This window comes from Segatella copri, assembly GCF_019249795.2.
GTDB lineage: Bacteria > Bacteroidota > Bacteroidia > Bacteroidales > Bacteroidaceae > Prevotella > Prevotella copri_B.
The window spans coordinates 122,847-147,821 of the sequence record NZ_CP156892.1; the positions used below are offsets into that span (position 1 = coordinate 122,847).

General features: G+C 46.0%; 23 protein-coding genes. 11 read left to right on the plus strand and 12 right to left on the minus strand.

What is annotated here, in order from left to right:
- Positions 1 to 3 precede the first annotated feature (3 nt).
- The 4 genes from KUA48_RS13525 to KUA48_RS13540 all read right to left on the minus strand — a co-directional run bounded on the left by KUA48_RS13525 (position 4) and on the right by KUA48_RS13540 (position 3,180).
- Positions 4 to 651, minus strand: a complete 648-nt coding sequence (locus KUA48_RS13525; RefSeq protein ID WP_153073788.1) for a hypothetical protein — start codon at positions 649 to 651, stop codon at positions 4 to 6.
- A 198-nt stretch (positions 652 to 849) separates the two neighbouring features.
- Positions 850 to 2,331, minus strand: a complete 1,482-nt coding sequence (locus tag KUA48_RS13530) for a GLUG motif-containing protein (protein WP_153133972.1) — start codon at positions 2,329 to 2,331, stop codon at positions 850 to 852.
- A 99-nt stretch (positions 2,332 to 2,430) separates the two neighbouring features.
- The gene (locus KUA48_RS13535; RefSeq protein ID WP_228112402.1) at positions 2,431 to 2,679 is read right to left on the minus strand and encodes a hypothetical protein; all 249 of its coding nucleotides are present in this window, start codon (positions 2,677 to 2,679) and stop codon (positions 2,431 to 2,433) included.
- A gap of 240 nt (positions 2,680 to 2,919) precedes the next feature.
- Positions 2,920 to 3,180 carry a hypothetical protein gene (locus tag KUA48_RS13540; protein ID WP_194252730.1) on the minus strand — a complete coding sequence of 87 codons (261 nt, stop codon included), beginning with the start codon at positions 3,178 to 3,180 and terminating at the stop codon, positions 2,920 to 2,922.
- A gap of 324 nt (positions 3,181 to 3,504) precedes the next feature.
- Between KUA48_RS13540 and KUA48_RS13545 the strand changes: the two genes are divergently transcribed.
- The 6 genes from KUA48_RS13545 to KUA48_RS13570 all read left to right on the plus strand — a co-directional run bounded on the left by KUA48_RS13545 (position 3,505) and on the right by KUA48_RS13570 (position 8,135).
- A complete protein-coding gene (locus KUA48_RS13545; RefSeq protein ID WP_218431748.1) occupies positions 3,505 to 4,056 on the plus strand; it encodes a DNA-binding protein in 552 nt (183 codons plus the stop codon).
- Positions 4,057 to 4,271: 215 nt separating this feature from the next.
- On the plus strand, positions 4,272 to 4,364 hold the full coding sequence (locus tag KUA48_RS13550; protein ID WP_167529916.1) for a smalltalk protein: 93 nt from the start codon (positions 4,272 to 4,274) through the stop codon (positions 4,362 to 4,364).
- 26 nt (positions 4,365 to 4,390) lie between these two features.
- Complete coding sequence (locus KUA48_RS13555) at positions 4,391 to 4,825, plus strand: N-acetylmuramoyl-L-alanine amidase (protein WP_022121070.1); 435 nt, start codon at positions 4,391 to 4,393, stop codon at positions 4,823 to 4,825.
- A 303-nt stretch (positions 4,826 to 5,128) separates the two neighbouring features.
- On the plus strand, positions 5,129 to 5,512 hold the full coding sequence (locus tag KUA48_RS13560; protein WP_022122030.1) for a DUF1573 domain-containing protein: 384 nt from the start codon (positions 5,129 to 5,131) through the stop codon (positions 5,510 to 5,512).
- Between the two features lie 29 nt (positions 5,513 to 5,541).
- Complete coding sequence (locus tag KUA48_RS13565; protein ID WP_153079529.1) at positions 5,542 to 6,393, plus strand: EFR1 family ferrodoxin; 852 nt, start codon at positions 5,542 to 5,544, stop codon at positions 6,391 to 6,393.
- 23 nt (positions 6,394 to 6,416) lie between these two features.
- Positions 6,417 to 8,135 carry a M6 family metalloprotease domain-containing protein gene (locus tag KUA48_RS13570; protein WP_218431746.1) on the plus strand — a complete coding sequence of 573 codons (1,719 nt, stop codon included), beginning with the start codon at positions 6,417 to 6,419 and terminating at the stop codon, positions 8,133 to 8,135.
- Positions 8,136 to 8,187: 52 nt separating this feature from the next.
- Here the strand turns inward: KUA48_RS13570 and KUA48_RS13575 are convergent, their stop codons facing one another.
- Together KUA48_RS13575 and KUA48_RS13580 are read right to left on the minus strand one after the other, a co-directional pair.
- Complete coding sequence (locus tag KUA48_RS13575; RefSeq protein WP_153079531.1) at positions 8,188 to 8,859, minus strand: YggS family pyridoxal phosphate-dependent enzyme; 672 nt, start codon at positions 8,857 to 8,859, stop codon at positions 8,188 to 8,190.
- Between the two features lie 7 nt (positions 8,860 to 8,866).
- Complete coding sequence (locus KUA48_RS13580) at positions 8,867 to 9,367, minus strand: DUF4494 domain-containing protein (RefSeq protein ID WP_153073795.1); 501 nt, start codon at positions 9,365 to 9,367, stop codon at positions 8,867 to 8,869.
- A 263-nt stretch (positions 9,368 to 9,630) separates the two neighbouring features.
- Here KUA48_RS13580 and KUA48_RS13585 point away from each other — a divergent pair, with 263 nt between their 5' ends.
- From KUA48_RS13585 to KUA48_RS13600, 4 genes are all read left to right on the plus strand, one after another.
- Positions 9,631 to 10,842, plus strand: a complete 1,212-nt coding sequence (locus tag KUA48_RS13585) for a pyridoxal phosphate-dependent aminotransferase (RefSeq protein WP_006846964.1) — start codon at positions 9,631 to 9,633, stop codon at positions 10,840 to 10,842.
- Positions 10,843 to 10,919: 77 nt separating this feature from the next.
- Positions 10,920 to 12,167 (plus strand): FtsX-like permease family protein, encoded by a 1,248-nt coding sequence (locus tag KUA48_RS13590; protein WP_118151135.1) that lies wholly within the window; start codon positions 10,920 to 10,922, stop codon positions 12,165 to 12,167.
- 143 nt (positions 12,168 to 12,310) lie between these two features.
- Complete coding sequence (locus KUA48_RS13595; RefSeq protein WP_153079532.1) at positions 12,311 to 13,978, plus strand: AMP-binding protein; 1,668 nt, start codon at positions 12,311 to 12,313, stop codon at positions 13,976 to 13,978.
- A 108-nt stretch (positions 13,979 to 14,086) separates the two neighbouring features.
- Positions 14,087 to 15,751, plus strand: coding sequence for an AMP-binding protein (locus tag KUA48_RS13600; RefSeq protein ID WP_118253480.1), 1,665 nt, complete (start codon positions 14,087 to 14,089; stop codon positions 15,749 to 15,751).
- Positions 15,752 to 15,881: 130 nt separating this feature from the next.
- On the opposite strand, the gene KUA48_RS13605 is transcribed toward KUA48_RS13600, so the two are convergent.
- Both KUA48_RS13605 and lepA read right to left on the minus strand, forming a co-directional pair.
- The gene (locus KUA48_RS13605; protein WP_118151140.1) at positions 15,882 to 16,481 is read right to left on the minus strand and encodes a Crp/Fnr family transcriptional regulator; all 600 of its coding nucleotides are present in this window, start codon (positions 16,479 to 16,481) and stop codon (positions 15,882 to 15,884) included.
- A 36-nt stretch (positions 16,482 to 16,517) separates the two neighbouring features.
- Positions 16,518 to 18,311: a translation elongation factor 4 gene (gene lepA / locus KUA48_RS13610; RefSeq protein WP_118079136.1), complete on the minus strand. Its 1,794-nt coding sequence runs from the start codon at positions 18,309 to 18,311 to the stop codon at positions 16,518 to 16,520.
- A gap of 101 nt (positions 18,312 to 18,412) precedes the next feature.
- Between lepA and KUA48_RS13615 the strand changes: the two genes are divergently transcribed.
- On the plus strand, positions 18,413 to 18,799 hold the full coding sequence (locus tag KUA48_RS13615; protein ID WP_006846970.1) for a hypothetical protein: 387 nt from the start codon (positions 18,413 to 18,415) through the stop codon (positions 18,797 to 18,799).
- Between the two features lie 67 nt (positions 18,800 to 18,866).
- Here the strand turns inward: KUA48_RS13615 and KUA48_RS13620 are convergent, their stop codons facing one another.
- From KUA48_RS13620 to KUA48_RS13635, 4 genes are all read right to left on the minus strand, one after another.
- The gene (locus KUA48_RS13620; RefSeq protein WP_153094336.1) at positions 18,867 to 19,145 is read right to left on the minus strand and encodes a TIGR03905 family TSCPD domain-containing protein; all 279 of its coding nucleotides are present in this window, start codon (positions 19,143 to 19,145) and stop codon (positions 18,867 to 18,869) included.
- A gap of 5 nt (positions 19,146 to 19,150) precedes the next feature.
- Complete coding sequence (locus KUA48_RS13625) at positions 19,151 to 19,894, minus strand: YebC/PmpR family DNA-binding transcriptional regulator (protein WP_153073796.1); 744 nt, start codon at positions 19,892 to 19,894, stop codon at positions 19,151 to 19,153.
- A 71-nt stretch (positions 19,895 to 19,965) separates the two neighbouring features.
- Complete coding sequence (pheT, locus tag KUA48_RS13630) at positions 19,966 to 22,434, minus strand: phenylalanine--tRNA ligase subunit beta (RefSeq protein ID WP_218431735.1); 2,469 nt, start codon at positions 22,432 to 22,434, stop codon at positions 19,966 to 19,968.
- Between the two features lie 175 nt (positions 22,435 to 22,609).
- Positions 22,610 to 24,940: a penicillin-binding protein 1A gene (locus tag KUA48_RS13635; RefSeq protein WP_153073798.1), complete on the minus strand. Its 2,331-nt coding sequence runs from the start codon at positions 24,938 to 24,940 to the stop codon at positions 22,610 to 22,612.
- Positions 24,941 to 24,975: the final 35 nt, after the last annotated feature.

Here is a 24,975-nt window from a genome sequence, read left to right on the forward strand (position 1 = left end):
TATCTATTTCACATATTTTTTGCCATTTTTGATATAGATGCCATGAGTAGGCTCTTTGCTGAGCTTACGACCTTGCAAGTCATATATACCATTTAGAGATGTGTTATCAGCCTCATTGTTGGTTATAACTTGGATGCCCTTTATGGCAGTTGTTGCTCCCTCGCCGACCTCATCTATGCTGATAGAACGGGATTTTGATGCCTGTGACATGTTAGAACTATTACGATTACTTACCGTAAGATACCAACGCTGTGCACCAACTTCGGTAGAAGGGTTTAACGGAGCTATGAGTCCTTGCTTGTTGAGAGCATATACGGCAACTGATGATTCATCCTGACCTAATCCACTTTGTGGAGTGTAGATGCCAGTGAAGTTATACTTGCGAGTCATGCTCATGCAGTAGTATGTCTTCGATTCTGCCTTATGCAACTTGACATTATTGATAGTGATAGTCTTGCTTCCGCTATCTTTTGTTCTCAACAAGTATGGGGTGTTAGCCTCAAACTCTCCAGATGTAGCCTTCTTCACTTCGAGTACCGTCTCATAGCCGCTGCCATCTTTCTTCTCGTACTCATGGAAATTGTTGATGCTTGCCACGGTGATGCCGTTGTCTGTCCAGTCTGTAGCCTGAGTCTCGAAAGGCACGTACACAGCCTGCCACTGGTCTGCGCCGAGATAGTTGCGTGTATTTCAGCGTTGGGGCAGTGAAGTCCACAGGGCTGTCGTAAGCCGCATTGTCATTGATGTCAACAGGCTCGGCTGCCTTGTATGAACCGTCAGACTCCGCTGTTAGCTTAATAATGTTGTCTTTGTTGCCACAGAAGTCCTTGATGTACTTTGTTCCATCTTTTAATTGTGGCATATAGCGCATTCCTCGCTATAAAGATTTGACGTTCCTTCATCAGCCTTTTCTGCCATCTGATAGTTGTGAGACAACTTGTCGCCTTCTGGTTTGTTTGCATATTCACCAATACGGGTTGTCCCGTCGCAAGAGAAGAGGGGTGCTTTATATACAGTATTGTGGTCAGTGGATTTCAAGACTGGATAAGCGTCAGCATTCTCACCCAACTTCTGATACCATGCCAAGGTGCTTTCTTCGGTAGAAACAGATTTGGAACCATTAAGTAGCCATGCCACCTCGCCACTTTTAAACCGATCTTTGGACATTTCCACTGCCTTGCCATTCTCATCATCCTTTCCTCCTATACCGCCTTTACCGTCTGCGACTGTGCCACTAAGATAATAGCAATTTGTTATTGGACCTTCATAGTTATCGCCGCACACGCCGCCGACAGAATATTGTCCGCTTACAGAAGCTGTGTTATAGCAGTTTTTGATTGTGCCACTGTTATTGCCGCACACCCCGCCTATTGTTTCTTTTCCTCTGACAGTGCCTTCATTAAAGCAATTTGTTATTGTACTTGTACCATCCGAGTTATCGCCGCACACGCCGCCGACTTTTTTACCTGTTACGCTTACAGAAGCTGTGTTATAGCAGCTTTTGATTGTGCCACCATAGTTATAGCCGCACACGCCGCCGATATTAAGAACATCATAATCACCTGTTCCGCTGACAGTGCCTTCATTAAAGCTGTTTTCTATTATTCCGCCTTTTTCATTATATCTTCTTTCATTATATCCGCACACGCCGCCTATTGTTTCTTTTCCTCTGACAGAACCTGTATTTTTGCAATCTTTGACAGTGCCACTGTTATAGCCGCACACGCCGCCTATTCTATACTCGTTTTCTTTGCCAATTACAGTGCTGCTGTTAGAACAGTTTTGGAGTTCGCCAGAATTCGATCCGCACACGCCGCCTATATACGGACAGTTACTGGACTGAAAATATGAATCCGAAACTCCTACGTTGGAAATCTTGCCTTCGGCTCCTATGCAGCCAAACAAGCCAACATACCATGAGTTAGATTTATTGAAATACAATCCGCTGATGGTGTGTCCATTGCCATCAAAGGTGCCAGTATATGCATCATCATCAGAAGAAGATTTACCAATAGGTATCCATTCTATAAAGTCGTTTCCGCTTACCAGATCTTTATTTGGGTCAAGAACGCCCGTATTCACGATAATGTCATCCGTGAGGATTGCATTGGCAGATAAATCCTTTTTGACGCCTGGAAGCGTACCATTCACCAGACCTGCAAACCAATAAAGTTCTTCAGCAGTACCAATTTTATATGGGGTTCCTGCGCCATCACCTTCCGGTATTTTTAGATCAATACTTTTCGCCAACATCATGGTTGGCATAATCATGGTTGTCACGAACAAAAGCATCGTGAAAAGCCATCTCAATTTTACAAAATTCGTTTTCATATTGTTAGTTATTAAATTAATATTTTCTTGTAAAAAAAAATACTTTTGTGCATTCAGCCAAATCTTGCCACTATGCAGCGGCATTATCCACCGAAGCACCTATTCTCTCATTGCCGTCAGATATACTGTCATTCCCAGGATGATGACGAAAGACTGTCTGAGAAACAGATAGATATAATATCTTCCTCTCTTGATGAAATCACAGAAACTGTAGCGAGCCTTGTTGTTTCCATCAAGATATATCCTGTAGTCTTGAACCATGGCATAGCTCATGACTATGGCGAACAGCAGAAGAAACAATGCCACTATAAAAATAGCCTGTTCCTCTTTCGTGAAAGTCTCTATCATATTTTCCATGGTGCAAATATAGTATTTTTTTCGAAAAAAGTGTTGCTTTCCTATAAAAAAGTGTCTATTTTCTATGTTTTAGGTGTCTACTTCCTGCAAGTAGCCCCCCTTAACAATTTGTTCCCTTCAGTGATGCGTTTTCCTGGTATTTATCGAAAAATGGTTAATCCTGCTTTTTATCCTCCGGGGCTACATTTTCAGCCATTTTCTCCCGCCATTCGGTAGGAGTACAGCCTTCCTTTAACTTGAAAATGCGGTATAGATAGGTTCGGGCAGAGAAGCCACAAAACGTATCTTGGCAAGCCAGAGGCGGAAGGTGAAGTTTAGGCATGAAGTGAAGTAGCGTGTATCCCCCGCCGGCGCACCAGCCTTCCAGTTTCTTTCACTTCTCTTTCCGGAGTCTTTCAGAAAGCTTCGGGTGTAAAGTCTTTTCCTTGTCAGTATATTCAAGTAACTTGCGAAACTATAGTTACCATATACTTCCTTACTGAACTTTCGCATGTTTTGCCCCACACGCCCTGAAAGGGCAGAAGCCCCTAGCCCAGGGCATCGCCCTTTCAGGGCGTGTGGGGTAAAACTCGCGAAACTTGAATAAGATTCAAGCAAATGATGATTGATTATAATGGGCTTATAAACTCCAGAAAAAAAGAATCTATGAAAAAGTATGATAAAACATGAGCAAGTATGAGCAACTGTGAGTTGACCCCTCACCGATTTCGTATCTTTGCATTGTGGTTCAGAGATAACATCTCATACCACCAAGAGGCAATGCGCAGCGCCCCCTACTACACAAACACAATTTATTAACCTTAAAATGAAGACACTATGATTCTGTACACATTAAAGAAGTATGTCAACGAGAAGTTGAGCGCCGCTAACGGCAAGTTTTTCGCTTACCCTGTAATCACCCAGACCTATGGTCTTGATGAACTCGCAGAGCACATGGAAAGTCACAACACACCGTTCTCAAAGGGAGCCATCAAGGGTATGCTCACCGACATGGTGAGCTGCGTAAGAGAACTGGTTCTGCAGGGTATCGCCGTGAAGATTCCCGACCTCGCCATCTTCAGCATCGGCATCAAGAACAAGGAAGGTGCTGCCTCCGAGAAGGAGTTCAGCATCACCAAGAACATTGCCGGACTGAAGCTCCGTGCCCGTGGCACCGGTGAGTTCAAGGCAAACAGTCTGAACCTCGATGCATCCCTGAAGAAGGCTACAGCCGTAACAGGAGATGTTACTCCACCAGACGGCGGTAAGGATAACACAGGCGATACTACCCAGGGTGGCGGCACAAGCCAGGGTGGCGACTCAACACAGACTGGCGGATCAGGCAACACCGAGAGCACCGGCTCCGATGGTAGCGACGGCCTGGAGTAACCCCCTCGCCAGTAGATGAAGAAAGAAGGTTTTAGACAGGATGCAGTCCGGGATTCGGCTATAGCACCCCCGGCTATTCATCAATATAGCAAGCATCATTGAAACACGCGCTATCAAGCCCATCTGCTCATCCTGTCAGCCTTCCTTCTCCAGTATCGCCCGGATATAGGAAATCCGAGCCCCCAATCCATTTATTAACCTTAAATCAAATGAAAATGAAAAGAGAAACACTCAAGAAAATTCTGAATTTCGTCATTACCGTTCTCACCGCCGTAGCCTCTGCCTTTTGTGTGCAGAGCTGCCAGTAGTATCAACCCTTTAAAGATTCAGCACTATGAAAAACACAAGAAAAATATCACTTATTGTCATTCACTGTTCTGCCACCCGCGTCACGCAGGACTTCACCTTCGAAAAGCTCGAAGCCTGTCATTTAGCCCGTGGTTTCCGCAGCATCGGTTATCACTATTACATCACGAAAGACGGCGTCATCTACCCCGGACGTCCCGAATCAGAAATCGGCGCCCACGCCCGCCATTTCAATGCACACAGTATCGGCATCTGTTACGAAGGCGGTCTCGACGCCGACGGCAATCCGGCAGATACCCGTACGAAGGCTCAGAAGCAGTCGCTCCAGAATCTCCTGACGAGTCTGTGCGTAGACTATCCCGAAGCCGAGATCCTAGGTCATCGTGATCTCCCGAACGTCCACAAGTCCTGTCCCTGCTTCAGTGTTCAGGCTTGGCTGAATGAAATCAAATTCCACATTTAGCCCTCTATTCAGTTGATATTGTTCATACTTTATTATTTTTTCTACTTTCTCCCCCAATCTTAAGTGATTAAGGTTGGGGGATTTTTTGTTCAGGAATCTGCAAACTTCTTCATAATGAGGAGTATTGCGCCCCCACTTTTCCACAGAAAAGAAGGCTGTAACATGAAATATAAGGCATAATTGTTTTAAATAATGTAAAAAAGTAACGTAATACTAAACTTTATATGTACTTTTGCATCGAATTAAATAAAAATAAGAAACAAATTAAAGAGAAAATATAAAGAAAGAAGAAAGGATATGAAGATGAAAAGAATCATATTGACACTCACTATGCTGGTGGCTCTTGTAGCTACTGCATCTGCTCAGGCAGAGATTAAGTTCGACAAACTGATACACAACTTCGGTTCGTTCGAAGAGTCAAACCCGGTACAGAAGGCTACCTTTACCTTCACCAATGTGGGCAACAAGCCTTTGATTATCAACCAGGCTATTGCCAGCTGCGGCTGTACCATACCTTCTTACACCAAGAAGCCTATCGCTCCAGGCGAGAAGGGACAGATTAGTGTTACCTATAACGGCAAGGGCATGTTCCCTGGTCATTTCAAGAAGAGCATCACCGTCCGTTCTAACGGCAATGTAGAAATGTCACGTCTCTATATAGAAGGTGTTATGACAGAAAAGAAATAATCTAGCTCAATACATATTTAAAAGTAAGCATGATTTTCTATTTCTCCGGAACTGGAAATACCAAGTGGGCAGCAGCCAGACTGGCAGCGGCTACACACGAAGACTTGATTCCTATCGCCCCTTATATGCGGGCGGATGATTCAAGCCACAATATAGCCGAGCCGTTTATTCTGAAAGAGAATGAACGGCTCGGATTCGTTTTCCCCGTACATGGCTGGAGGGTTCCACGCCTTGTAAGGGAGTTTATCAGGAAGATGAAGATACGGAGAGAAACTCCTGATGCTACTGCTGAAGACAAGGAGACGTTCAGAAAGCATCCTTTCGCCTATTGCGTCTGTACTGCAGGCGACAGCATCGGACTCACCATCGAAAACCTCAACGATACGATTGCGCTGAATGCATCGCTTCAGGCATTGGGCATCACGGAGGTTTCTGCTTCCTACTCGCTCATCATGCCGGAATCTTATGTAGGACTTCCTTTTATGGATGTTGATCCGAAGGAGCGCGAAGTTCGTAAGAAATCGAAATCGGCACAGGAACTGGCGGTTATCTGCGAAGAGATATTCGACAGGAAAGAGGGCGTGAACCGTCTGGTAAAAGGTCCTATCCCCTGGTTCTTCACCAAGGTTGTGGGCGGATTCTTTGAGAAGGTGCTCATCACCGACAAGCGGTTTCATGTGGAGAAAGACAAGTGCGTGAAGTGTGGCATCTGTGCCAACGTCTGTCCTGTAGGCGATATCAAGGGCGGTCATGGAGAATATCCGGAATGGCTACATCACAAGGATTGCCTCACCTGCTTTACCTGCTATCACCATTGTCCGCATCACGCCATCGAGTTTGGTCACCAGACTCAGAAGAAAGGACAATACTTTTATAAATAATCCCCCATCTACCCTAACTGTTTATGAAGAAGGCAATCATCTCTCTGGCGCTCGCCTTCCTGGGCATCGCCAATCTCTATGCCGTAAAGGCTAAACCGGGCATCGCCAAGATTATGCTGGCTGATGGAACCGTAGCATGTGCTACCCTGCATGGCGACGAAACCTTCCACTACTACATGCTGCTGGACGGTACGCCCCTGCGGGAAACCCAAGACGGAAAATACGAAAAGATAACTGCTGAAGAGTTGAACACCCGAAAAACCCGTGCTTTCTCTTCAGAGAATCTTACAAGAGCTTCAGAAATAGGAACCGTGAGCCCAAGCTATTTCCCTCATAAGGGAAGCCCGAAGGCATTGGTACTCCTGGTGCAGTTTCAGGATGTGAAGTTCAAGAGTAAGGATCCGGTTGCAACATTCAACCATTACCTCAACGGAAAGAAGGGAGAAGCTATGCCTGAGGCTGATAAAGAAGTGTTTATCACCAACGAGAAATACTGCCAGAACTATGGCAGCGTACAGCAGTATTTCGCTGACATGAGCGATAACCAGTTTATACCACAGTTTGACGTAGTGAGTCCTGTTACGGTAAGCAAGAAATCAGCTTATTATGGCAAGAACGGACGTGACGACGGAAGTGACACCAACTTTCCTCAGATGATTAAGGAAGCCTGCCAGCAGGTAGACGACAAGGTTAACTTTGCCGATTACGACAGCGATGGCGATGGATATGTAGACCTCGTATATGTAATCTATGCCGGCTATTCTGAAAGTATCGTAGGTAATTCAGGCGATTGTCTCTGGCCGAAATCGGGTACCGTAGGAGTGGGAACCTATGACGGGAAAACAGTATCCCGATTCGGCATCAACAACGAGCTGAACAATAAGCCTGCAGATACCCAAGACGGCAAATACTACATCAATGGTATCGGTCTCTTCTGCCATGAATTTTCGCATACCCTCGGTTTGCCAGACATCTATCCGACCAACGAAATCACTGAGCACAACCAGAGTCCTGAATATTGGGACGTCATGGATACGGGCAATTATCAGGCTGACGGCTATCAGCCTATCCCTTATTCACCATGGGAGAAGAGCATCGTAGGATGGAAACAGCCTACCCTCCTTTCTGATACCGAGGCGAAGCAGATAAAGCTGGAACCATACGACAAGGCATCGGATGCATACAAGATTATAGCCAACAGCCAGGGCGAATACCTGCTGCTGCAGAATATCAGAAACGAGGGATGGTACAAGAAGGCTCTGGGTTACGGATTGCTGGTATGGCGCATCGCCTACGATGATTTGCCATCGGTTAATCTGGGGGATAATCCCAACAACACGACAGGTAAGCCAAGGGTCATGATTGTTCCTGCAGACGGAATGGTATACAACAGCTATAACACGGGCGTCAGCAGCGATGATATCATAACGAGTCTTCAGAACGACCCGTTCCCGACCTACAAGGCGAGCTCTGCTACAGAGTACGAGGTGAACAGTCTGACCAGTATCACCCTGAACAACAGTGTTGATACGAGTCATCCGCTCTACAACATCACAAAGGATGAAGCAACCGGTCTGGTAACCTTCGATTATCTCAAGAACTTCTCTCCTACCGGAATCTCTTCGGTCATCATCGGTAAAGACAGACCGACAGCCTATTTTGATCTGGAAGGCAGAAAGGTTTCCGTTCCACAAAAGGGCAAGATTTATATTACCAGCAAGGGACAGAAGATAGTATACTAACTATATAAACAATGAGGGTGTGTCATTAAACATGACACACCCTCTTATTATTTTAATATATTCTAGGACCGAAGATGGTAGTACCTACACGAACCATCGTGCTGCCGTGCTTGACGGCAATATGATAATCGTGACTCATACCCCAGCTACGCTCGCAGAAAGCATCATCATCAGCAAAATATCTGGCCTTTATCTCATCAAAGAACTGGGCAGCCTCATCAAACTCCTGAGCAATCTGCTGCTCATCGTCTGTATTAGATGCCATCATCATGATGCCACAAATCTGCACATGCTTCATCTCCCGCCATTCGCCTGCCTCAAGGAGTTCGCGGCAAGCATCAAGAGAAAGACCCGATTTGGTATCTTCCTCAGCCAGATGAAGTTCCAGAAGAACCTTCACCACACGATTGTGCTTGGCAGCCTGCTTCTCAATCTCCTTTAGAAGTTTCAGACTGTCTACCGATTCAATCATCGAGATATAAGGTGCGATATACTTCACCTTATTGGTCTGCAGATGACCGATGAAATGCCACTCGATGTCCTCAGGCAGCGAAGCTACCTTCTTGGCGAGTTCCTGCTCATGACTCTCGCCGAAGATACGCTGTCCTTCAGCATAAGCCTCCTCGATATACTCGTTGGGATGGAACTTGCTGATAGCAACGAGACGGACACCGGCAGGCAAGCTGCCCAGCACCTCATGGAGATTTCCTTTTACATCATACATAGTTCAATTATTTTTGCTCCTCGTATTCAGGCACATCATTCTTCTCCTCTTTCTTCTCGTTAGGAGCATGGTGCTCGAATACATCCATCAGTTTGGTTTCGTTCAAACCAACCACATCATAATCTATCATGGTCTTGCCCATCACCTCATCAATATAACGGAGGGCACGGGCGAGAGACTTAGCCTGAACAAGATAAGTAACATTGCTGCGCTTCTCCTTCTCACTCTTCTCATCAATTGTGATGAACTGGAGTTTAGCCTTATACCACTTATCATCATCATCCACATCGCTGAAGAAGATTTCGCCGTAGCAAGCCTTACCGATACCGCTCACCTTCAACTCGCCGCTTACATAAACCGACATCTCATCGATGATGGCGCTCTCAGCCTCGGTAAAGCTCAAAGCATCTACTACGTATGCTTCAGAAACAACCTTTTCTGAACCATCCTCCATTGTCTTCTGATATTTCACTTTGGTCTCAAACCATGTACTTGTTCTACTTCTCATATTTTTCTTCTTACTTATTTTTAATTAATTAGTATAATCTTATAACATTTCTTGAAATTAAGTGCAAAGTTATAAAAAAGAAAGCAAAGAGCGACATATTTAAAGAGTTTTTAATCAAAAAATAAAATTTAACCGAAAGTTATTCTCAATTCTCATCTAATTTTCTTATCTTTGCAGCCGATTAGCGTAAATTGAAAAGACCAAAAGGTCATAGAATTCAATTTTCGACACGGATAATTAATAGAAAGAAACAATATTTTAAGATGCCAGAAATATCTGTACGCGGTCTTGAAATGCCAGAGTCACCTATCAGAAAGTTGGCTCCTCTGGCTGCCGCAGCAAAAAAACGTGGAGTAAAGGTATATCACCTCAACATCGGTCAGCCTGACCTTCCAACTCCTCAATGTGGCCTAGATGCCTTGAAGCATATAGACCGCACGGTCTTGGAGTATTCTCCAAGTCAGGGCTATCTCAGCTATCGCGAGAAGCTTGTAGATTACTATAAGAAATTCAACATCAACGTAACTGCCGATGATATCATCATTACATCGGGAGGTTCTGAGGCTGTACTCTTCTCTTTCATGAGCTGCCTCAACCCTGGCGACGAGATTATCGTACCAGAACCTGCTTACGCTAACTATATGGCGTTTGCCATCTCTGCGGGTGCCAAGATCCGTACCATCGCCACAACGATAGAAGAAGGTTTCTCCCTGCCTAAGGTGGAGAAGTTTGAGGAGCTGATCAATGAGCGCACCCGTGCCATTCTGATCTGCAACCCTAACAACCCTACGGGCTATCTCTATACCCGCAGAGAGATGAATCAGATTCGTGACCTGGTGAAGAAGTACGACCTCTATCTCTTCTCTGATGAGGTTTACCGTGAGTATATCTATACCGGCAGTCCTTATATCAGTGCGATGCACCTGGAAGGCATCGAGCAGAACACGGTTCTCATCGATTCTGTTTCGAAGCGTTACAGTGAGTGCGGTATCCGTGTGGGTGCCCTCATCACCAAGAATGCAGAAATCCGCAAGGCGGTGATGAAGTTCTGCCAGGCCCGTCTCTCTCCTCCACTGATCGGTCAGATTGTAGCCGAAGCTTCTCTGGACGCTCCTGAAGAGTACTACCGCGATGTATACGATGAGTATGTAGAGCGCCGTAAGTGCCTGATAGACGGCTTGAACCGCATTCCGGGCGTATACTCTCCTATTCCTATGGGAGCCTTCTATACCGTAGCCAAACTGCCTATCGATGATTCAGAAAAGTTCTGCCGCTGGTGTCTGGAGGAATTCAACTACGAGGGCGAAACCATCATGATGGCTCCAGCCTCCGGTTTCTATACGACTCCTGGAGCCGGCCACAATCAGGTTCGTGTAGCTTACGTCTTGAAGAAACACGATCTGGAGCGTGCTCTGGTGGTTCTGGGTAAGGCACTTGAGGCTTATCCGGGAAGAGTGGAAGACGAAGGACTGTAAGAAAGTGAAGAACGAAGAGTGAAGAATACAACAGCTTCACTAATCATAAAGTTCAAAGATCAAAATTCAAAGTAAAGATGAATTTTCCTCTATTTATAGCAAAGAGATTATATAGCGATCAGGGCGATAAACGTAAAGTTTCTCGCCCTGCTATTCATATAGCCACTGCAGGTGTTGCTATCGGACTCGCCATTATGATTATGTCGGTATGCGTAGTGCTCGGATTCAAGCATACCATACGTGACAAGGTAATAGGATTCGGAAGCCATATACAGGTGGCCGACTTCATGACGCTGCAGCAGCAAAACCAGTATCCGGTGGTTATGAACGACTCGATGGTCAACGTACTGAAAAAGATACCTGGCGTAAAACATGTGCAGAAATTTGCCATGAAAGAGGGAATCCTGAAGACGGACAGCGATTTCCTGGGCGTCATGTTCAAAGGTGTAGGGCCTGATTTTGATTCTACCTTTATCCATCAGAACATGATCGAAGGCAGCATCCCTAAGTTTGATGACAAAGCGAGTCATAACCAGATTCTCATCTCACAGCTGATGGCTGGTAAGCTGAAGCTGAAGACGGGAGAACGCATCTTTGCCTACTTCTTTGATGACAACGGAGTGCGTATGCGCCGCTTCACCATCAAAGGTATCTATCAGACCAACCTGAAGAAGTATGATGAGGTAATGGTATACACCGATCTCTATACTGCCGTGAAGCTGAACGGATGGGAAGAAGACCAGACGAGCGGTGCAGAACTGACAGTAAACGACTTCAACAAGCTCAACGAGACTGAAGATTATATTATTAATAAGGTGAACCGCACGGTAGATCACTATGGAGAAACCTACAGCAGTTCTACCATCAAGGACCTGAATCCAAACATCTTCCAATGGCTGAGCCTGATGGATCTGAATGTCTGGATTATTCTCGGTCTGATGCTGATAGTAGCCGGCGTCACCATGATCAGCGGTCTGCTCATCATCATTCTGGAACGCACCTCCATGATAGGCGTAATGAAGGCATTGGGTGCCCGCAACAAGACCATCCGCCACACCTTCCTGTGGTTTGCCGTCTTCATCATCGGCAAGGGTATGCTTCTGGGCAACGCCATCGCCCTCGGCATTCTTACCCTCCAGTACTTTACAGGCATCATCAAACTCGATGCACAGACCTATTATGTAAGTACCGTTCCGGTAGAATTCAACTGGCTTGCCATCATAGCCCTGAACATTGCTACGCTGCTGATAAGTATCTTCATGCTCGTAGCACCAAGCTACCTGATTTCTCACATCCATCCAGCCAAATCAATGAGATATGAGTAAAATACAGTCTATAACACCACAATATGTAGACTAAAAAGGAAAAAAAACTAATTATTTTATGTAGTTTTTGAAAATAGTGCACATTTTATTTTGCAGTGTGCACTATTTTCATTATCTTTGCACAAAATTTTGTAAATTGTGCAATGAATTCAATACCAAGTTTTAACTCGTATATTGAGAACAGCATTATCAAGAATTGGAATCTGGATGCGCTCACCGATTACAAGGGCGCAACCCTCCAATATCACGATATTGCCAGAAAGATTGAGAAGCTACACATCCTGTTCGAAAACAGCGATGTAAAGAAGGGCGACAAGATTGCCGTCTGCGGAAGAAATAGTAGCCAGTGGGCAGTAGCCTTCCTGGCCATTATTACTTACGGAGCCATTGTCGTACCTATACAGAACGAATTTAAGCCTGAGCAGATTCACAACATCGTGAACCACAGCGAAAGCAAACTTCTGTTCGTTGGTGACGTGGTAGCTACAGAGATAACACCAGAGGAGATGCCTTCGCTGGAAGGAATCATCTATCTTCCGGACAATTCGCTTGTCATCTCGCGTTCTGAGAAACTGACTTATGCGCGCGAGAACCTCAATGCAATGTTCGGACACAGATATCCTAAGTATTTCAGACCAGAACACGTGAAGTATCACGTAGACGATCCTGAAGAACTGGCGATGATCAACTATACCAGTGGAACTACCGGTTTCTCAAAAGGTGTGATGCTCCCATACAGAGCACTTTGGGGTAATCTTGACTACCTCATTGATTCAGTGAAACCAAATATAGGTAAGAACAGCAACATCCTTTCTACCCTTCCGATGGCTCACATGTATGGACTCATGACAGAATTTCTCTTCAATATAGTATTGGGTAACCATATCTTCTTCCTTACCCGTCTGCCGAGCCCAACGCTCATCTCAGAGGCGTTGTCAGAAATCAAGCCAGACATCCTCTATGCGGTGCCGCTTGTAGTAGACAAGATTGTAAGAAAGGAAGTATTCCCACATATCCAAACCAACCGTGCACGACTGCTGATGAACATGCCTGTCATCAATAAGCGCATCAAGGAGAAGGTTCGCGAGTTTGTATTGAGAAAGTTTGGCGAACGTCCTTACGAGGTTGTTGTGGGTGGTGCTCCGCTCAACAAGGAGATAGAGAACTTCTTCATCAGCGTAGGTTTCCCTATCGCAATGGGATATGGTACCACTGAGACTGCTCCACTTATCACCTTTGCCCATCAGGACAACTATGTGGCAGGAAGCTGTGGTGTTGCCGTGAAGCACATGGAGGTAAAGGTTTTGAGCGATGACCCGGAGAACGTAGCCGGTGAACTGGTTTGCCGCGGCATCAATGTGATGAAGGGCTATTACAAGAACCAGGAGGCAACAGATGCCGTAATAGATAAAGACGGATGGTTCCATACAGGCGACCTGGCAACGATGGACGCCGACGGACATATCTTCATAAGAGGCAGAAGCAAGAACATGCTGCTGGGACCTAACGGACAGAACATCTATCCGGAAGAGATTGAGGACAAGCTCAACTCCATGGCTATGGTCAACGAGAGCATCGTAATACAGAGCGATGACAAGCTGGTAGCTCTAGTTCATCCGGATATGGAAGAAGTTAACAACCTCGGCTTTACAGACGAAGACCTGGAGAACATCATGGAGCAGAACCGCAAGGAACTGAACATGCAGATACCTAGCTTCGCAAAGGTGTCACGCATCAAACTTCATAATCAGGAATTTGAAAAGACAGCCAAGAAGTCTATCAAGCGTTACCTCTATCAGAACGCAATCTAGAGACAGGCCCTATCTGCTGACAGACCATCAGCAGATAAGGTCTATCATCAGCAAACGGACTTCAGTACGAGAAAAATATAAAAAAGCAAATCGTTAAATAACAAGAATATGGAGATTCCAAGTTTTAACGCACTAATCCAAAAGAGCATCGTAGACCATTGGGATATGGATGCTCTGACAGACTACAAGGGAGCAACCTTGCAGTACCATGATGTAGCACGCAAAATTGAGAAGCTACACATCATGTTTGAGAATTCTGGTGTAGTAAAGGGCGACAAGATAGCACTTTGCGGTCGAAATAGCGCAAACTGGGCTGTAGCATTCCTTGCTACCCTTACCTATGGTGCCATTGCCGTACCTATCCTGCATGAATTCATGCCAGACCAGATTCACAACATCGTAAACCACAGCGATGCCAAACTGCTCTTTGTGGGTGATGTTGTAGCTACACAGATTGATGCAACGAAGATGCCAGGTCTTGAAGGCATCATCTATATACCGGATTATTCACTTGTCGTTTCACGTACCGACAAGTTGACTTATGCGCGCGAACACCTCAACGAGATGTTCGGTATCAAGTATCCTAAGTACTTCCGCAAAAACCATGTCAACTACTATATGGAACAGAATCCGGATGAGTTGGCTATGATCAACTATACCAGCGGAACTACCGGTTTCTCCAAGGGAGTAATGGTTCCATACCGTGCACTCTGGGGCAATGCAGATTTTGCTGAGGACGTACTGGGTAAGAAGATCAAGCCGGGAGATTCTATCATCAGTATCCTGCCGATGGCCCACATGTACGGCATGGCGTTTGAATTTATCTTCGAATTCATCAAGGGCTGCCACATCTTCTATCTCACCCGCATCCCTAGTCCAGCCATCATTGCCGAGGCATTCGGCCGCATCAAGCCAGCCGTCATTATATCTGTACCTCTGGTTATCGAGAAGATTATCCGCAAGAAGGTATTCCCTAAGATCCAGAACAACCGCATGCGTATGCTGCTCCACATGCCTGTGATCAGCAAGAAGGTGAAGGAGAAGATATGCGACCAGGTATCCAATGCCTTCGGTGGCAACTTCTACGAGGTGATTATCGGTGGTGCAGCCTTTAACCAGGAAGTGGAAAGTTTCCTCCATAGCGTAGGTTTCAAATATACCGTGGGATATGGCGCAACAGAATGTGCCCCTATCATCTGCTACGAGGATTACAAAAACTTCGTACCGGGCTCTTGCGGTAAGGCTGCCCTCCACATGATGGTACGCATCGATAGTCCTGATCCTGAGAATGTACCAGGCGAAATCCTTGCCAAGGGTCCTAATGTAATGTTGGGTTACTATAAGAATGAGGAAGCTACCAAGCAGACCATTGACGAGAACGGATGGTATCATACAGGCGATCTCGGAACCATGGATGGTGACGGCAACGTCTTCATCAAGGGTCGTAGCAAGAACATGCTGCTCGGCGCAAACGGTCAGAATATCTACCCTGAGGAGATTGAGGATAAGCTCAACTCTTTGGCCCTGGTAGCGGAAAGCGTGGTTGTACAGAAGGGCGACAAGCTCATTGCTCTGGTTCACCCTGACTATGATGAAGCTCAGACCCTGAATCTCGGTACCAACGAACTGGCAGATGTCATGGAGCAGAACCGCCAGGAGCTCAACACCATGATTCCTGCTTACAGCAAAGTATCAGAAATACGTATACATGAAGATGAGTTTGAAAAAACTCCTAAGAAGAGCATCAAGCGATTCCTCTATACGGCAGAGTAAAGTAAGAGGGTGACAGGCTCGCAAATCCGCTAGACGTTTCTCCTGTTCCGCCTTACGGACTCGCGAACCTGTATTATGAAATAAAAAAATGGTGTGACTTCGGTTTTGAAGTCACACCATTTTTTATAAATTATAATATAGTATTCGAGCGGATTCTGGACAGCGTTTCCGGAGTCATCTGCAGATAACTTGCGATATAGGTGAGCGGAGCACGCAGAACCACCTGTGGGCTCATTTCGCACAGGCGCTTATATTTATTAGGTGCCGACTCAAATCGCATCAGATCGGCATGAATCTGAGACTGAATCAAACTCTCTTCCAATATTTTACGATAAAGCATCTGGATATTAACATTACGCATAGCAGCCGCCTCCAGCTTCTTCTTCGGTAGCATATACACCAGAGTAGGCTCCAAAGCTTCTACCTGCAAGCGTGTAGGCTCTTCCTTAAAGAGGCTCTCAATGCACATAAAGATGGAATGATCCACACCCAGATGTTCGGTCACCTCCTTGCCATTCTTAAAGTAAAATTGGCGCACCAATCCCTTCTCGATGTACGAGATACCCATGCACTGTTCACCTTCAGGCAAGATCATCTCGCCCTTGCCATACTTGATAGGCTCAAGGATATCTTCCACCACATCGAGTTCATCATGAGTCATCGTACTATATTTACGCGCCAGTTCGCGCGCAATATCACGCTTAGGGGTAATTACTTTAAAGTCTGCCATAATACTTAACCTCCTTTTCCTTTATACTTATATTAATTAGTCGAGTTTGAGCACAGCCAGGAAAGCTTTCTGTGGAACTTCCACATTACCAATCTGCTTCATGCGCTTCTTACCCTTCTTCTGCTTCTCAAGCAACTTGCGCTTACGGCTCACGTCACCACCATAACATTTGGCAGTAACATCCTTGCGCACCTGCTTAACAGTCTCACGTGCCACAATCTTGGCACCGATAGCTGCCTGGATAGCAATATCGAACTGCTGACGAGGTATGAGGTCCTTCAACTTCTCGCACATTCTGCGGCCGAAGCTCACAGAGTTATCGCGGTGAGTCAAAGTACTCAATGCATCTACAGGCTCTCCATTCAACAGGATATCGAGCTTCACCAGGTCGGAATGACGGAATGAATCGATATGATAGTCGAACGAAGCATATCCCTTGGAGATACTCTTCAGCTTGTCATAGAAGTCAATGACGATTTCTCCCAATGGCAACATGAAGTGGAGCTCTACACGGTTTCCACTCACATATTCCTGATTGATGAGTTCGCCTCGTTTATCCAGACAGAGTTTCATGATTGGTCCAATATAATTGGTAGCCGTAATGATGGTTGCCCGGATATATGGTTCCTCAATATGGTCTATCAGCGTTGGGTCTGGCAATCCGGAAGGATTGTGAACCTCTTTCACACCGCCCTGCTTGTCGTATACCATATAAGATACGTTAGGTACGGTAGTGATGACATCCATATTAAACTCACGGTCCAGTCTCTCCTGTACGATTTCCATGTGGAGCAATCCGAGGAATCCGCAACGGAAACCGAAGCCCAAAGCCACAGAACTCTCTGGCGAGAAAGTCAATGAAGCATCATTGAGCTGCAGTTTTTCGAGCGATGCTCGCAGATTCTCGTAATCGCTAGGATCGATAGGATAAACACCGGCAAAGACCATAGGTTTCACTTCCTGGAAACCCGCAATCGCCTTGTCGCAAGGACGGGCGATATGAGTAATGGTATCACCCACCTTTACCTCGGTAGCATTCTTGATACCCGAGATGATATAACCTACCTCACCGGTACCCAATTCCTGGCGTGGAATCATATCCATCTTCAATACACCGATTTCATCAGCATCATATTCCATGCCGGTATTGAAGAACTTCACCTTATCTCCCTTACGGATCACGCCATTCTCTATCTTGAAATAGGCGATGATACCGCGGAAAGAGTTGAATACAGAGTCGAAAATCAAAGCCTGAAGCGGTGCCTTCTCGTCTCCTACCGGAGCAGGAACACGATTAACAACAGCTTCCAATATATCTTCTACACCCTCACCGGTCTTACCTGAAGCACGGAGAATATCTTCATGCTTACAACCGATCAGGTCTACAATTTCATCTTCTACCTCTTCAGGCATAGCTGAAGGCATATCTATCTTATTGATTACCGGAATAATCTCCAGGTCGTGTTCGATAGCCATATAGAGGTTTGAAATGGTCTGTGCCTGAACGCCTTGAGTTGCGTCAACAACCAGCAGTGCTCCCTCGCAAGCAGCGATGGAACGGGAAACTTCGTATGAGAAGTCAACATGTCCCGGAGTATCGATAAGATTCAGGATATAGGTCTGTCCATCCTTTGCCTTATATTCCATTTGGATAGCGTGACTCTTGATCGTGATACCACGTTCTCTTTCCAAATCCATATCGTCAAGCATCTGTCCTTCAGTAATCTTGATGGTCTGAGTCTTCTCCAGAAGTCGGTCTGCCAAGGTACTTTTACCATGGTCTATATGTGCAATAATGCAGAAATTTCTTATTTTATTTATATTCTCCATATAATTTTCTCTCTTTAGAGTGCAAAGATAGTATTTTTTTTCGTATCTTTGCACAAAATATTGAAAATAATAGAGATTTTTAGATAAAATATAGAAAAATCATGAAGAAAAAGTTGATTTACATCGGTATTTTTGCTTCTTTGCTCGTTTCTTGTACAGAAAGTCTGGAGGACAAAGCGGCTCGTGAAGCCAAGGAATATACTGAAAAGTACTGTCCTACTCCATACGTCAACGACGCCAGGACTGACAGTGCTGCATTTGATAAAACCAAGAAGATATATACATACTATATCTCTTTGAGAAACAAGGCAGATAACAAGAAGGCGATTGATGCCAACAAGGATAAACTCCATAAGATTCAGAAGGAAGCCCTGGACAACAACCCTGGCCTGAAGAAATATAAGGAAGAGCATTTCACCTTCCGTTTCGTATATCATTCGGCTAAGAACCCGAAGGAGGTGTTGCTGGATGATACCTTCAAGTATTAGAAAAGACACGGAGTACCAGTAGTAGAAAAGGCACGGATCACTATAGTAATCCGTGCCTAAAATACTCTTAATATCCCATTTCCTGCAAAGCTGTCGCCAACTGGTCTGGACAGCTTGTAGGCTTATTGCCACAAGTGATACCCTTCAGTCGGACGATGACCTCCTTTGCCTTCATGCCTTTAATCAAAGCACAAACGCCCTTGGTATTGCCATCGCAGCCTCCGATGAACTGGGCATCCTGTACATTTCCATCTTCATCTATACTGATGCAGATGTATTTTGAGCAGGTGCCATGAGTCTGATAAGTTACCTTCTGCAACTTATCCTGTTTGTCTTGCTGCAACATAATGCTTATTCTGCGTCTGCAGGAATTTCTGGCTTCATGTTGGTATATACAGTCTGAACATCGTCAAACTCTTCCAACTTCTCAACCATCTTGTCGATAGTTTCGCGCTCCTCAGGAGTTACATCCTTCAAATCGTTAGGAATGTAAGTGAACTCAGCACCAGTTACCTCGAAACCCTCAGCCTCCAGATGCTTCTGAATTTCGCCGAAGCTTGTAGGAGCACCATAGATTGTGATTTCGTTGCTCTCCTCATCCTCATCAAACTCATCTTCTACGCCGTAGTCGATCAGGTCGAGAATCATCTCGTCCATATCCAGACCTTCCTTCTTCTTGAATGTGAACACAGCCTTGTGGTCGAAGAGGAAAGACAGAGAACCTGTTGTACCCAAGTTTCCGCTGAACTTGTTGAAGATAGAACGAACGTCAGCAACAGTACGTGTAGTGTTGTCTGTCAGAGTATCAACGAAGACAGCCACTCCGTGAGGGCCATATCCCTCGTATGTTACTTCCTTGTAATCGCTGGTATCCTTGCCACAAGCGTTCTTGATGGCACGAGCGATGTTATCCTTAGGCATGTTCTCACGCTTACAGTTAGCGATGATAGCACGCAATGATGGGTTGTTCTCTGGTTCTGGACCGCCTGCCTTCACAGCAATAGCAATCTGCTTACCCAACTTAGTAAATGTCTTGGCCATGTGGCCCCATCTTTTCAGCTTTGTAGCTTTACGATATTCAAATGCTCTTCCCATTGGAATAAAATTTTAAATGTTTATCGTTTGTTTATAATATTATCTTAATTCTGCACTGAGCACCTTCTGCATTATCTCAATTCTGCATTGAGCTTGCTTGTAAGGTTGGCTATGAGCTTCTTCATGATAGCATCTATCTGCTTGTCATTCAGAGTCTTCTCCTCATCCTGAAGGATGAAGTTAACGGCATAACTCTTCTTGCCCTCTGGCAAATGCTCACCCTCGTAAACATCGAAGAGAACAACGCTCTTCAGAAGTTTCTTCTCTGTCTGGCGGGCAATCTGCTCAATCTGAGCGAACTCTACATTCTTGTCTACGAGCAATGCAAGGTCGCGGCTCACTGAAGGATACTTGCTGATGTCAGTGTAAGTAAGGTTCACCTTCTTCACTGCCTTCATCAGGTTATCCCAGTGGATATCAGCATAGAATACATCCTGTTCAATATCGAATGCCTTCTTCAACTTCAGGCTCAGGATACCCAGTTCTACCAATACCTTTCCGGCACGGGTCTCGTAACTTACGCCCTTAGAGAAGATGTTATTGTCACTGTGCTTGATAACCACGTTGTTCTGTGGCATACCCACACGGCGGAGAACATTCTCTACCACAGCCTTTAACTCGTAGATGTTGCTCTGCTCATCAGCATGAGCCCAACTGCCCTCTACGCGCTTACCGGTGATGAAGAGTGACATGTGACCCTCTTGAGAGTAAGCCTTGATAGGACTCTCCTCGCTCCACTTCTCCTTATTGTATATATAGGTGTTACCCACCTCGAAGAACTTCAGGTTCTGGCTCTTATGGTTGATGTTGCGAACCACGCTCTCCAAACCACCGAACAGCATCGTCTGGCGCATCACACCGAGATCAGCACTCAATGGGTTCATCACCTTCACGGTTGTCTCGTTAGGATACTTGTTGAGGTCGAAGTCGGTATAGTAGCTAGCCTTGCTCAGAGAGTTGTTGAGAATCTCCATGAAGCCCTCGCCTACCAGCTGCTCTGCCACGAGGTTCTGGCTGTGATAAGCCTTATCCTCATCGCCCTGAACAGTCAGGGAGCTCTTCAACTGGGTTGGAATCTCCACATTATTATATCCGTAGATACGGAGAATATCCTCTACCACGTCGCAAGGACGCTGAACGTCTACACGATAAGCAGGAACCAGAAGGTCGATGCCCTCAGCATCCTCCTTCACGATCTTCATCTCGAGAGATGTAGCAATGTTCTTGATGGTTTCAGCACCAATCTCCTTACCGATGAGGCGATGCGCATACTCATAGTTCAGGCGAACTGGGAAATCCTGCATTGGCTCTGGATATACATCCTTGATCTGCATGGAAATCTTACCGCCTGCCAACTGCTTGCAGAGGATGGCTGCCTGCTTCAAAGCATAAATCTGTCCGTTTGGATCTACGCCACGCTCAAAACGGTAGCTGGCATCTGTACTCAAACCATGACGGCGAGCGCTCTTGCGGATCCATGTAGGATGGAAGTAAGCACTCTCCAAGACTACATCCTTGGTTGTCTCGTAAGTACCAGAACCCTTACCGCCGAAGATACCGGCGATACACATAGGCTCCTCAGCATTGCAGATGCTCAGGTCGTGCTCACCCAAGGTATGCTCCTCGCCATCGAGAGTAACAAACTTGGTGCCCTCTGGCTGGGTACGGACTACAATCTTATGACCGGTAACCATGTCTGCATCGAAGCAGTGCAATGGCTGGCCGTATGCCATCATGATGTAGTTGGTGATATCCACGATATTGTTGATAGGGCGCAAGCCGATGATGTTCAGCTTATCCTGCAACCACTTAGGACTTTCCTTCACCTCACAACCGGTGATGCTTACACAGGCATAACGCTTGCAAGCCTCAGTATTCTGGATTTCAACATCGATAGGAAGATCCTCGTTGTCTACCACAAACTCATCGCAAGATGGGCGATGCAAGCTTGTCTTGTAGCCATTCTGCTTCAACCAGGCATACAGGTCGCGGGCTACACCCCAGTGACCGAGCGCATCAGCACGGTTGGCTGTGATATCAATCTCGATGAGCCAGTCGCTCTCCAGGTGATAATACTCAGCAGCAGGCTGACCTACCGGAGCATCTTCTGGGAGTACGATGATGCCGTCGTGAGAGGTACCTACACCAATCTCATCCTCAGCACAGATCATACCCAAACTCTCTACACCGCGGAGTTTGCTCTTCTTGATGGTAAAACTCTGGTCGCCATCGTAAAGCACGCAGCCCAAATCAGCCACGATAACCTTCTGACCTGCAGCAACGTTAGGAGCACCACAGACAATCTGCTGAGGTTCGCCCTTGCCCAAGTCAACGGTTGTAACATGGAGGTGATCACTGTTAGGATGCTCCTCGCATGTCAATACTTTACCAACATAGAGACCTTTCAGTCCGCCCTTGACAGACTGAACTTCTTCCAAAGCGCCAACTTCGAGTCCGCAAGAGGTCAACGCGTCCGCAGTCTCCTGTGGTGTCAAATCGAAATCGACGTATTCTTTAAGCCATTTGTATGAAACGTTCATTATAATGATTTTTTATTTTATTTCTATTTTGAAAAACCCGAAGAAACATCATTCGGGCTATGCATGTTCTAAAACTCTGCAAAAATACAAAAAAAAATGCATATAAACAAATAACATTCGCCATTTTTGCACTATTTAAAATAAATACATGCAAAAATGGCGAATGCCTTGATTTTTATTCGAAAACTTCGTCGATACTGCCAGTTCCTACTTCCTCAAAGTCATCCTGTTCGGCAGCCTTGCGGGAACAAGGATTGTAGTCTTCCGGCAAATCGAACTTGATAGCAGGACTGATACCCAGCGACGGGTCGGCATAAACCTTCTTCATGAATATCGCCCAGATAGGCAAAGCCATGGTAGCGCCCTGACCCATACTCATGGAATCGAAGTGGATATCACGCTCCTCACCACCTACCCAGCAGCCACTTACGAGTTGTGGAGTAAAGCCGATAAACCAACCATCGCTGTTATTATTGGTAGTACCGGTCTTGGCGCCAATCTGCCCTTCCAGGTTATAACGGTAGCGCAGTCTTCCTGCCGTACCATTATCCACAACGCCCATCAGCATGGTAAGCATCTTCATGGCATTATCGGCACTGATCACCTCGTTCATACGTGGCTGGAAGGTAGCAATCGTATTACCTTCATTATCCTCGATACGGCTCACAAACATTGGAGCAGTACGGATGCCGTGGTTGGCAAATACGGTATAAGCGCTCACCATCTCGCTGACACTTACCTCACATGGTCCCAGACAGAGACTCATGGATGCATGGATATCAGGACTGTTGATGCCGAAGTCGCGCAACATCTGTACGAACTGCTGCGGATTGAGCTTACTCATCAGATAAGCACTCACCCAGTTGCTACTCTGTGCCAATCCCCAACTCAGCGGTACCATCTGTCCGGCACGTGAATGGTTGGCATTGCGAGGTGTCCACGGACGACCTGCCACCATATAGGTCTGCTGACGGTTAGGCGCCAGATCGCAAGGCTGGAAGCCGTTAGACATCGCCAGACTGTAAAGAAATGGCTTGATGGTAGAACCCACCTGCCGGCGTCCCAGACTCACCATATCATACATGAAATGAGTATAATCCAATCCACCCACATACGCCTTCACAGCACCCGTTTTAGGATCCATGCTCATAAAACCGCTACGCAGAAAACTCTTGTAATAACGGATAGAATCGAGCGGACTCATCAGCGTATCAATATCACCATGATAGGTAAATACGGTCATTTCCTGCTTCTTGCGGAATGCCGCCTTGATTTCATCCTCAGAATATCCCGCAGCCTTCATCGTACGGTAACGCTCACTCTGGGTGATACTGCGGTTCAGTATACTCTTAATCTGTTTCGGTGTCAGCTTATCGCTGTATGGCGAGCTTGGTTTGCGGGCGATCTCCGCACTGAAGCGAGGCTGCAGATAGCGGGCTACATGCTGATACATAGCCTCTTCCGCATACTGCTGTATACGGCTATCGATAGTTGTAAACACCTTCAGTCCATCACTGTATACATTATATGGCGAACCATCCTTCTTATAGTTCTTGTTGCACCATCCATAGAGCGGATCATTCTCCCACTGGGTAGAATCCACCACAAACTGGGCACGGTTCCAGGATGGATAATCACTGCGCTCCGGACGCTTAGCCATCATATACTGGCGAAGGAACTCACGCAGATAAGTAGCCGAACCATCCTTATGGTCGGTACGGTGGAAATTGAGTGTCAGCGGCTCAGCAGCATACTGGCTATACTCGCTCCGGCTCAGATATCCCGCCTTCACCATCTGCGAAAGAACCACATTTCTGCGCTCCCTCGCTCTCTCCGGATAGCGAACCGGATTGAAGAGCGACGGATTCTTGCACAGTCCGATAAGCGTTGCCGACTCACAGAGGGTCAGATTCTTCGGTTCCTTATTAAAATAGGTATTGGCCGCCGTCTTGATACCTACAGCATTGTGCAGGAAATCGAAGTAATTGAGATAGAGAGCCAGAATCTCCTCTTTGGTATAATAGCGCTCCAGCTTCACCGCAATCACCCACTCTATCGGCTTCTGCAACAATCGTTCCATCGTACTGCCTGCCTTCTCAGAATAAAGCTGCTTGGCGAGCTGCTGCGTGATGGTACTTCCACCACCCGCATTAGTCTGTCCCAGGATACCACGCTTGACGATGGCACGTCCCAGTGCACGGAAGTCGATACCTGAATGCTCATAGAATCGCTCATCCTCAGTAGCCACCAGTGCCTTTATTAAATAAGGTGACATTTTCTTGTAAGGAATCACGATACGGTTCTCCTTGTTCAGGTTCCACGTACCAAGCACCTTGCCATCGGCAGAGTAAACCTGGGTGGCAAATCTGTTGATAGGATTCTGCAGATCCTCGATGTCGGGCATGTAGCCAATCATTCCAAACCAGATGGCAACAAAGGCAAGAACTACCGTGAGTATTCCGGTGCCGAAAACAGCCCATAAAATATGTATAAATCGCTTTCTCATCACTATTTCTTTAAATATTTGTGCAAAATTACATA

What these genes read in the sequence shown, in the direction of transcription:
- KUA48_RS13530 (WP_153133972.1), bottom strand. Translation starts at nt 2,331, where the DNA reads ATGAAAACGAATTTTGTAAAATTGAGATGGCTTTTCACGATGCTTTTG.
- KUA48_RS13535 (WP_228112402.1), bottom strand. Translation starts at nt 2,679, where the DNA reads ATGATAGAGACTTTCACGAAAGAGGAACAGGCTATTTTTATAGTGGCA.
- KUA48_RS13540 (WP_194252730.1), bottom strand. Translation starts at nt 3,180, where the DNA reads ATGCGAAAGTTCAGTAAGGAAGTATATGGTAACTATAGTTTCGCAAGT.
- KUA48_RS13545 (WP_218431748.1), top strand. Translation starts at nt 3,505, where the DNA reads ATGATTCTGTACACATTAAAGAAGTATGTCAACGAGAAGTTGAGCGCC.
- KUA48_RS13550 (WP_167529916.1), top strand. Translation starts at nt 4,272, where the DNA reads ATGAAAAGAGAAACACTCAAGAAAATTCTGAATTTCGTCATTACCGTT.
- KUA48_RS13555 (WP_022121070.1), top strand. Translation starts at nt 4,391, where the DNA reads ATGAAAAACACAAGAAAAATATCACTTATTGTCATTCACTGTTCTGCC.
- KUA48_RS13560 (WP_022122030.1), top strand. Translation starts at nt 5,129, where the DNA reads ATGAAAAGAATCATATTGACACTCACTATGCTGGTGGCTCTTGTAGCT.
- KUA48_RS13565 (WP_153079529.1), top strand. Translation starts at nt 5,542, where the DNA reads ATGATTTTCTATTTCTCCGGAACTGGAAATACCAAGTGGGCAGCAGCC.
- KUA48_RS13570 (WP_218431746.1), top strand. Translation starts at nt 6,417, where the DNA reads ATGAAGAAGGCAATCATCTCTCTGGCGCTCGCCTTCCTGGGCATCGCC.
- KUA48_RS13575 (WP_153079531.1), bottom strand. Translation starts at nt 8,859, where the DNA reads ATGTATGATGTAAAAGGAAATCTCCATGAGGTGCTGGGCAGCTTGCCT.
- KUA48_RS13580 (WP_153073795.1), bottom strand. Translation starts at nt 9,367, where the DNA reads ATGAGAAGTAGAACAAGTACATGGTTTGAGACCAAAGTGAAATATCAG.
- KUA48_RS13585 (WP_006846964.1), top strand. Translation starts at nt 9,631, where the DNA reads ATGCCAGAAATATCTGTACGCGGTCTTGAAATGCCAGAGTCACCTATC.
- KUA48_RS13590 (WP_118151135.1), top strand. Translation starts at nt 10,920, where the DNA reads ATGAATTTTCCTCTATTTATAGCAAAGAGATTATATAGCGATCAGGGC.
- KUA48_RS13595 (WP_153079532.1), top strand. Translation starts at nt 12,311, where the DNA reads ATGAATTCAATACCAAGTTTTAACTCGTATATTGAGAACAGCATTATC.
- KUA48_RS13600 (WP_118253480.1), top strand. Translation starts at nt 14,087, where the DNA reads ATGGAGATTCCAAGTTTTAACGCACTAATCCAAAAGAGCATCGTAGAC.
- KUA48_RS13605 (WP_118151140.1), bottom strand. Translation starts at nt 16,481, where the DNA reads ATGGCAGACTTTAAAGTAATTACCCCTAAGCGTGATATTGCGCGCGAA.
- lepA (WP_118079136.1), bottom strand. Translation starts at nt 18,311, where the DNA reads ATGGAGAATATAAATAAAATAAGAAATTTCTGCATTATTGCACATATA.
- KUA48_RS13615 (WP_006846970.1), top strand. Translation starts at nt 18,413, where the DNA reads ATGAAGAAAAAGTTGATTTACATCGGTATTTTTGCTTCTTTGCTCGTT.
- KUA48_RS13620 (WP_153094336.1), bottom strand. Translation starts at nt 19,145, where the DNA reads ATGTTGCAGCAAGACAAACAGGATAAGTTGCAGAAGGTAACTTATCAG.
- KUA48_RS13625 (WP_153073796.1), bottom strand. Translation starts at nt 19,894, where the DNA reads ATGGGAAGAGCATTTGAATATCGTAAAGCTACAAAGCTGAAAAGATGG.
- pheT (WP_218431735.1), bottom strand. Translation starts at nt 22,434, where the DNA reads ATGAACGTTTCATACAAATGGCTTAAAGAATACGTCGATTTCGATTTG.
- KUA48_RS13635 (WP_153073798.1), bottom strand. Translation starts at nt 24,940, where the DNA reads ATGAGAAAGCGATTTATACATATTTTATGGGCTGTTTTCGGCACCGGA.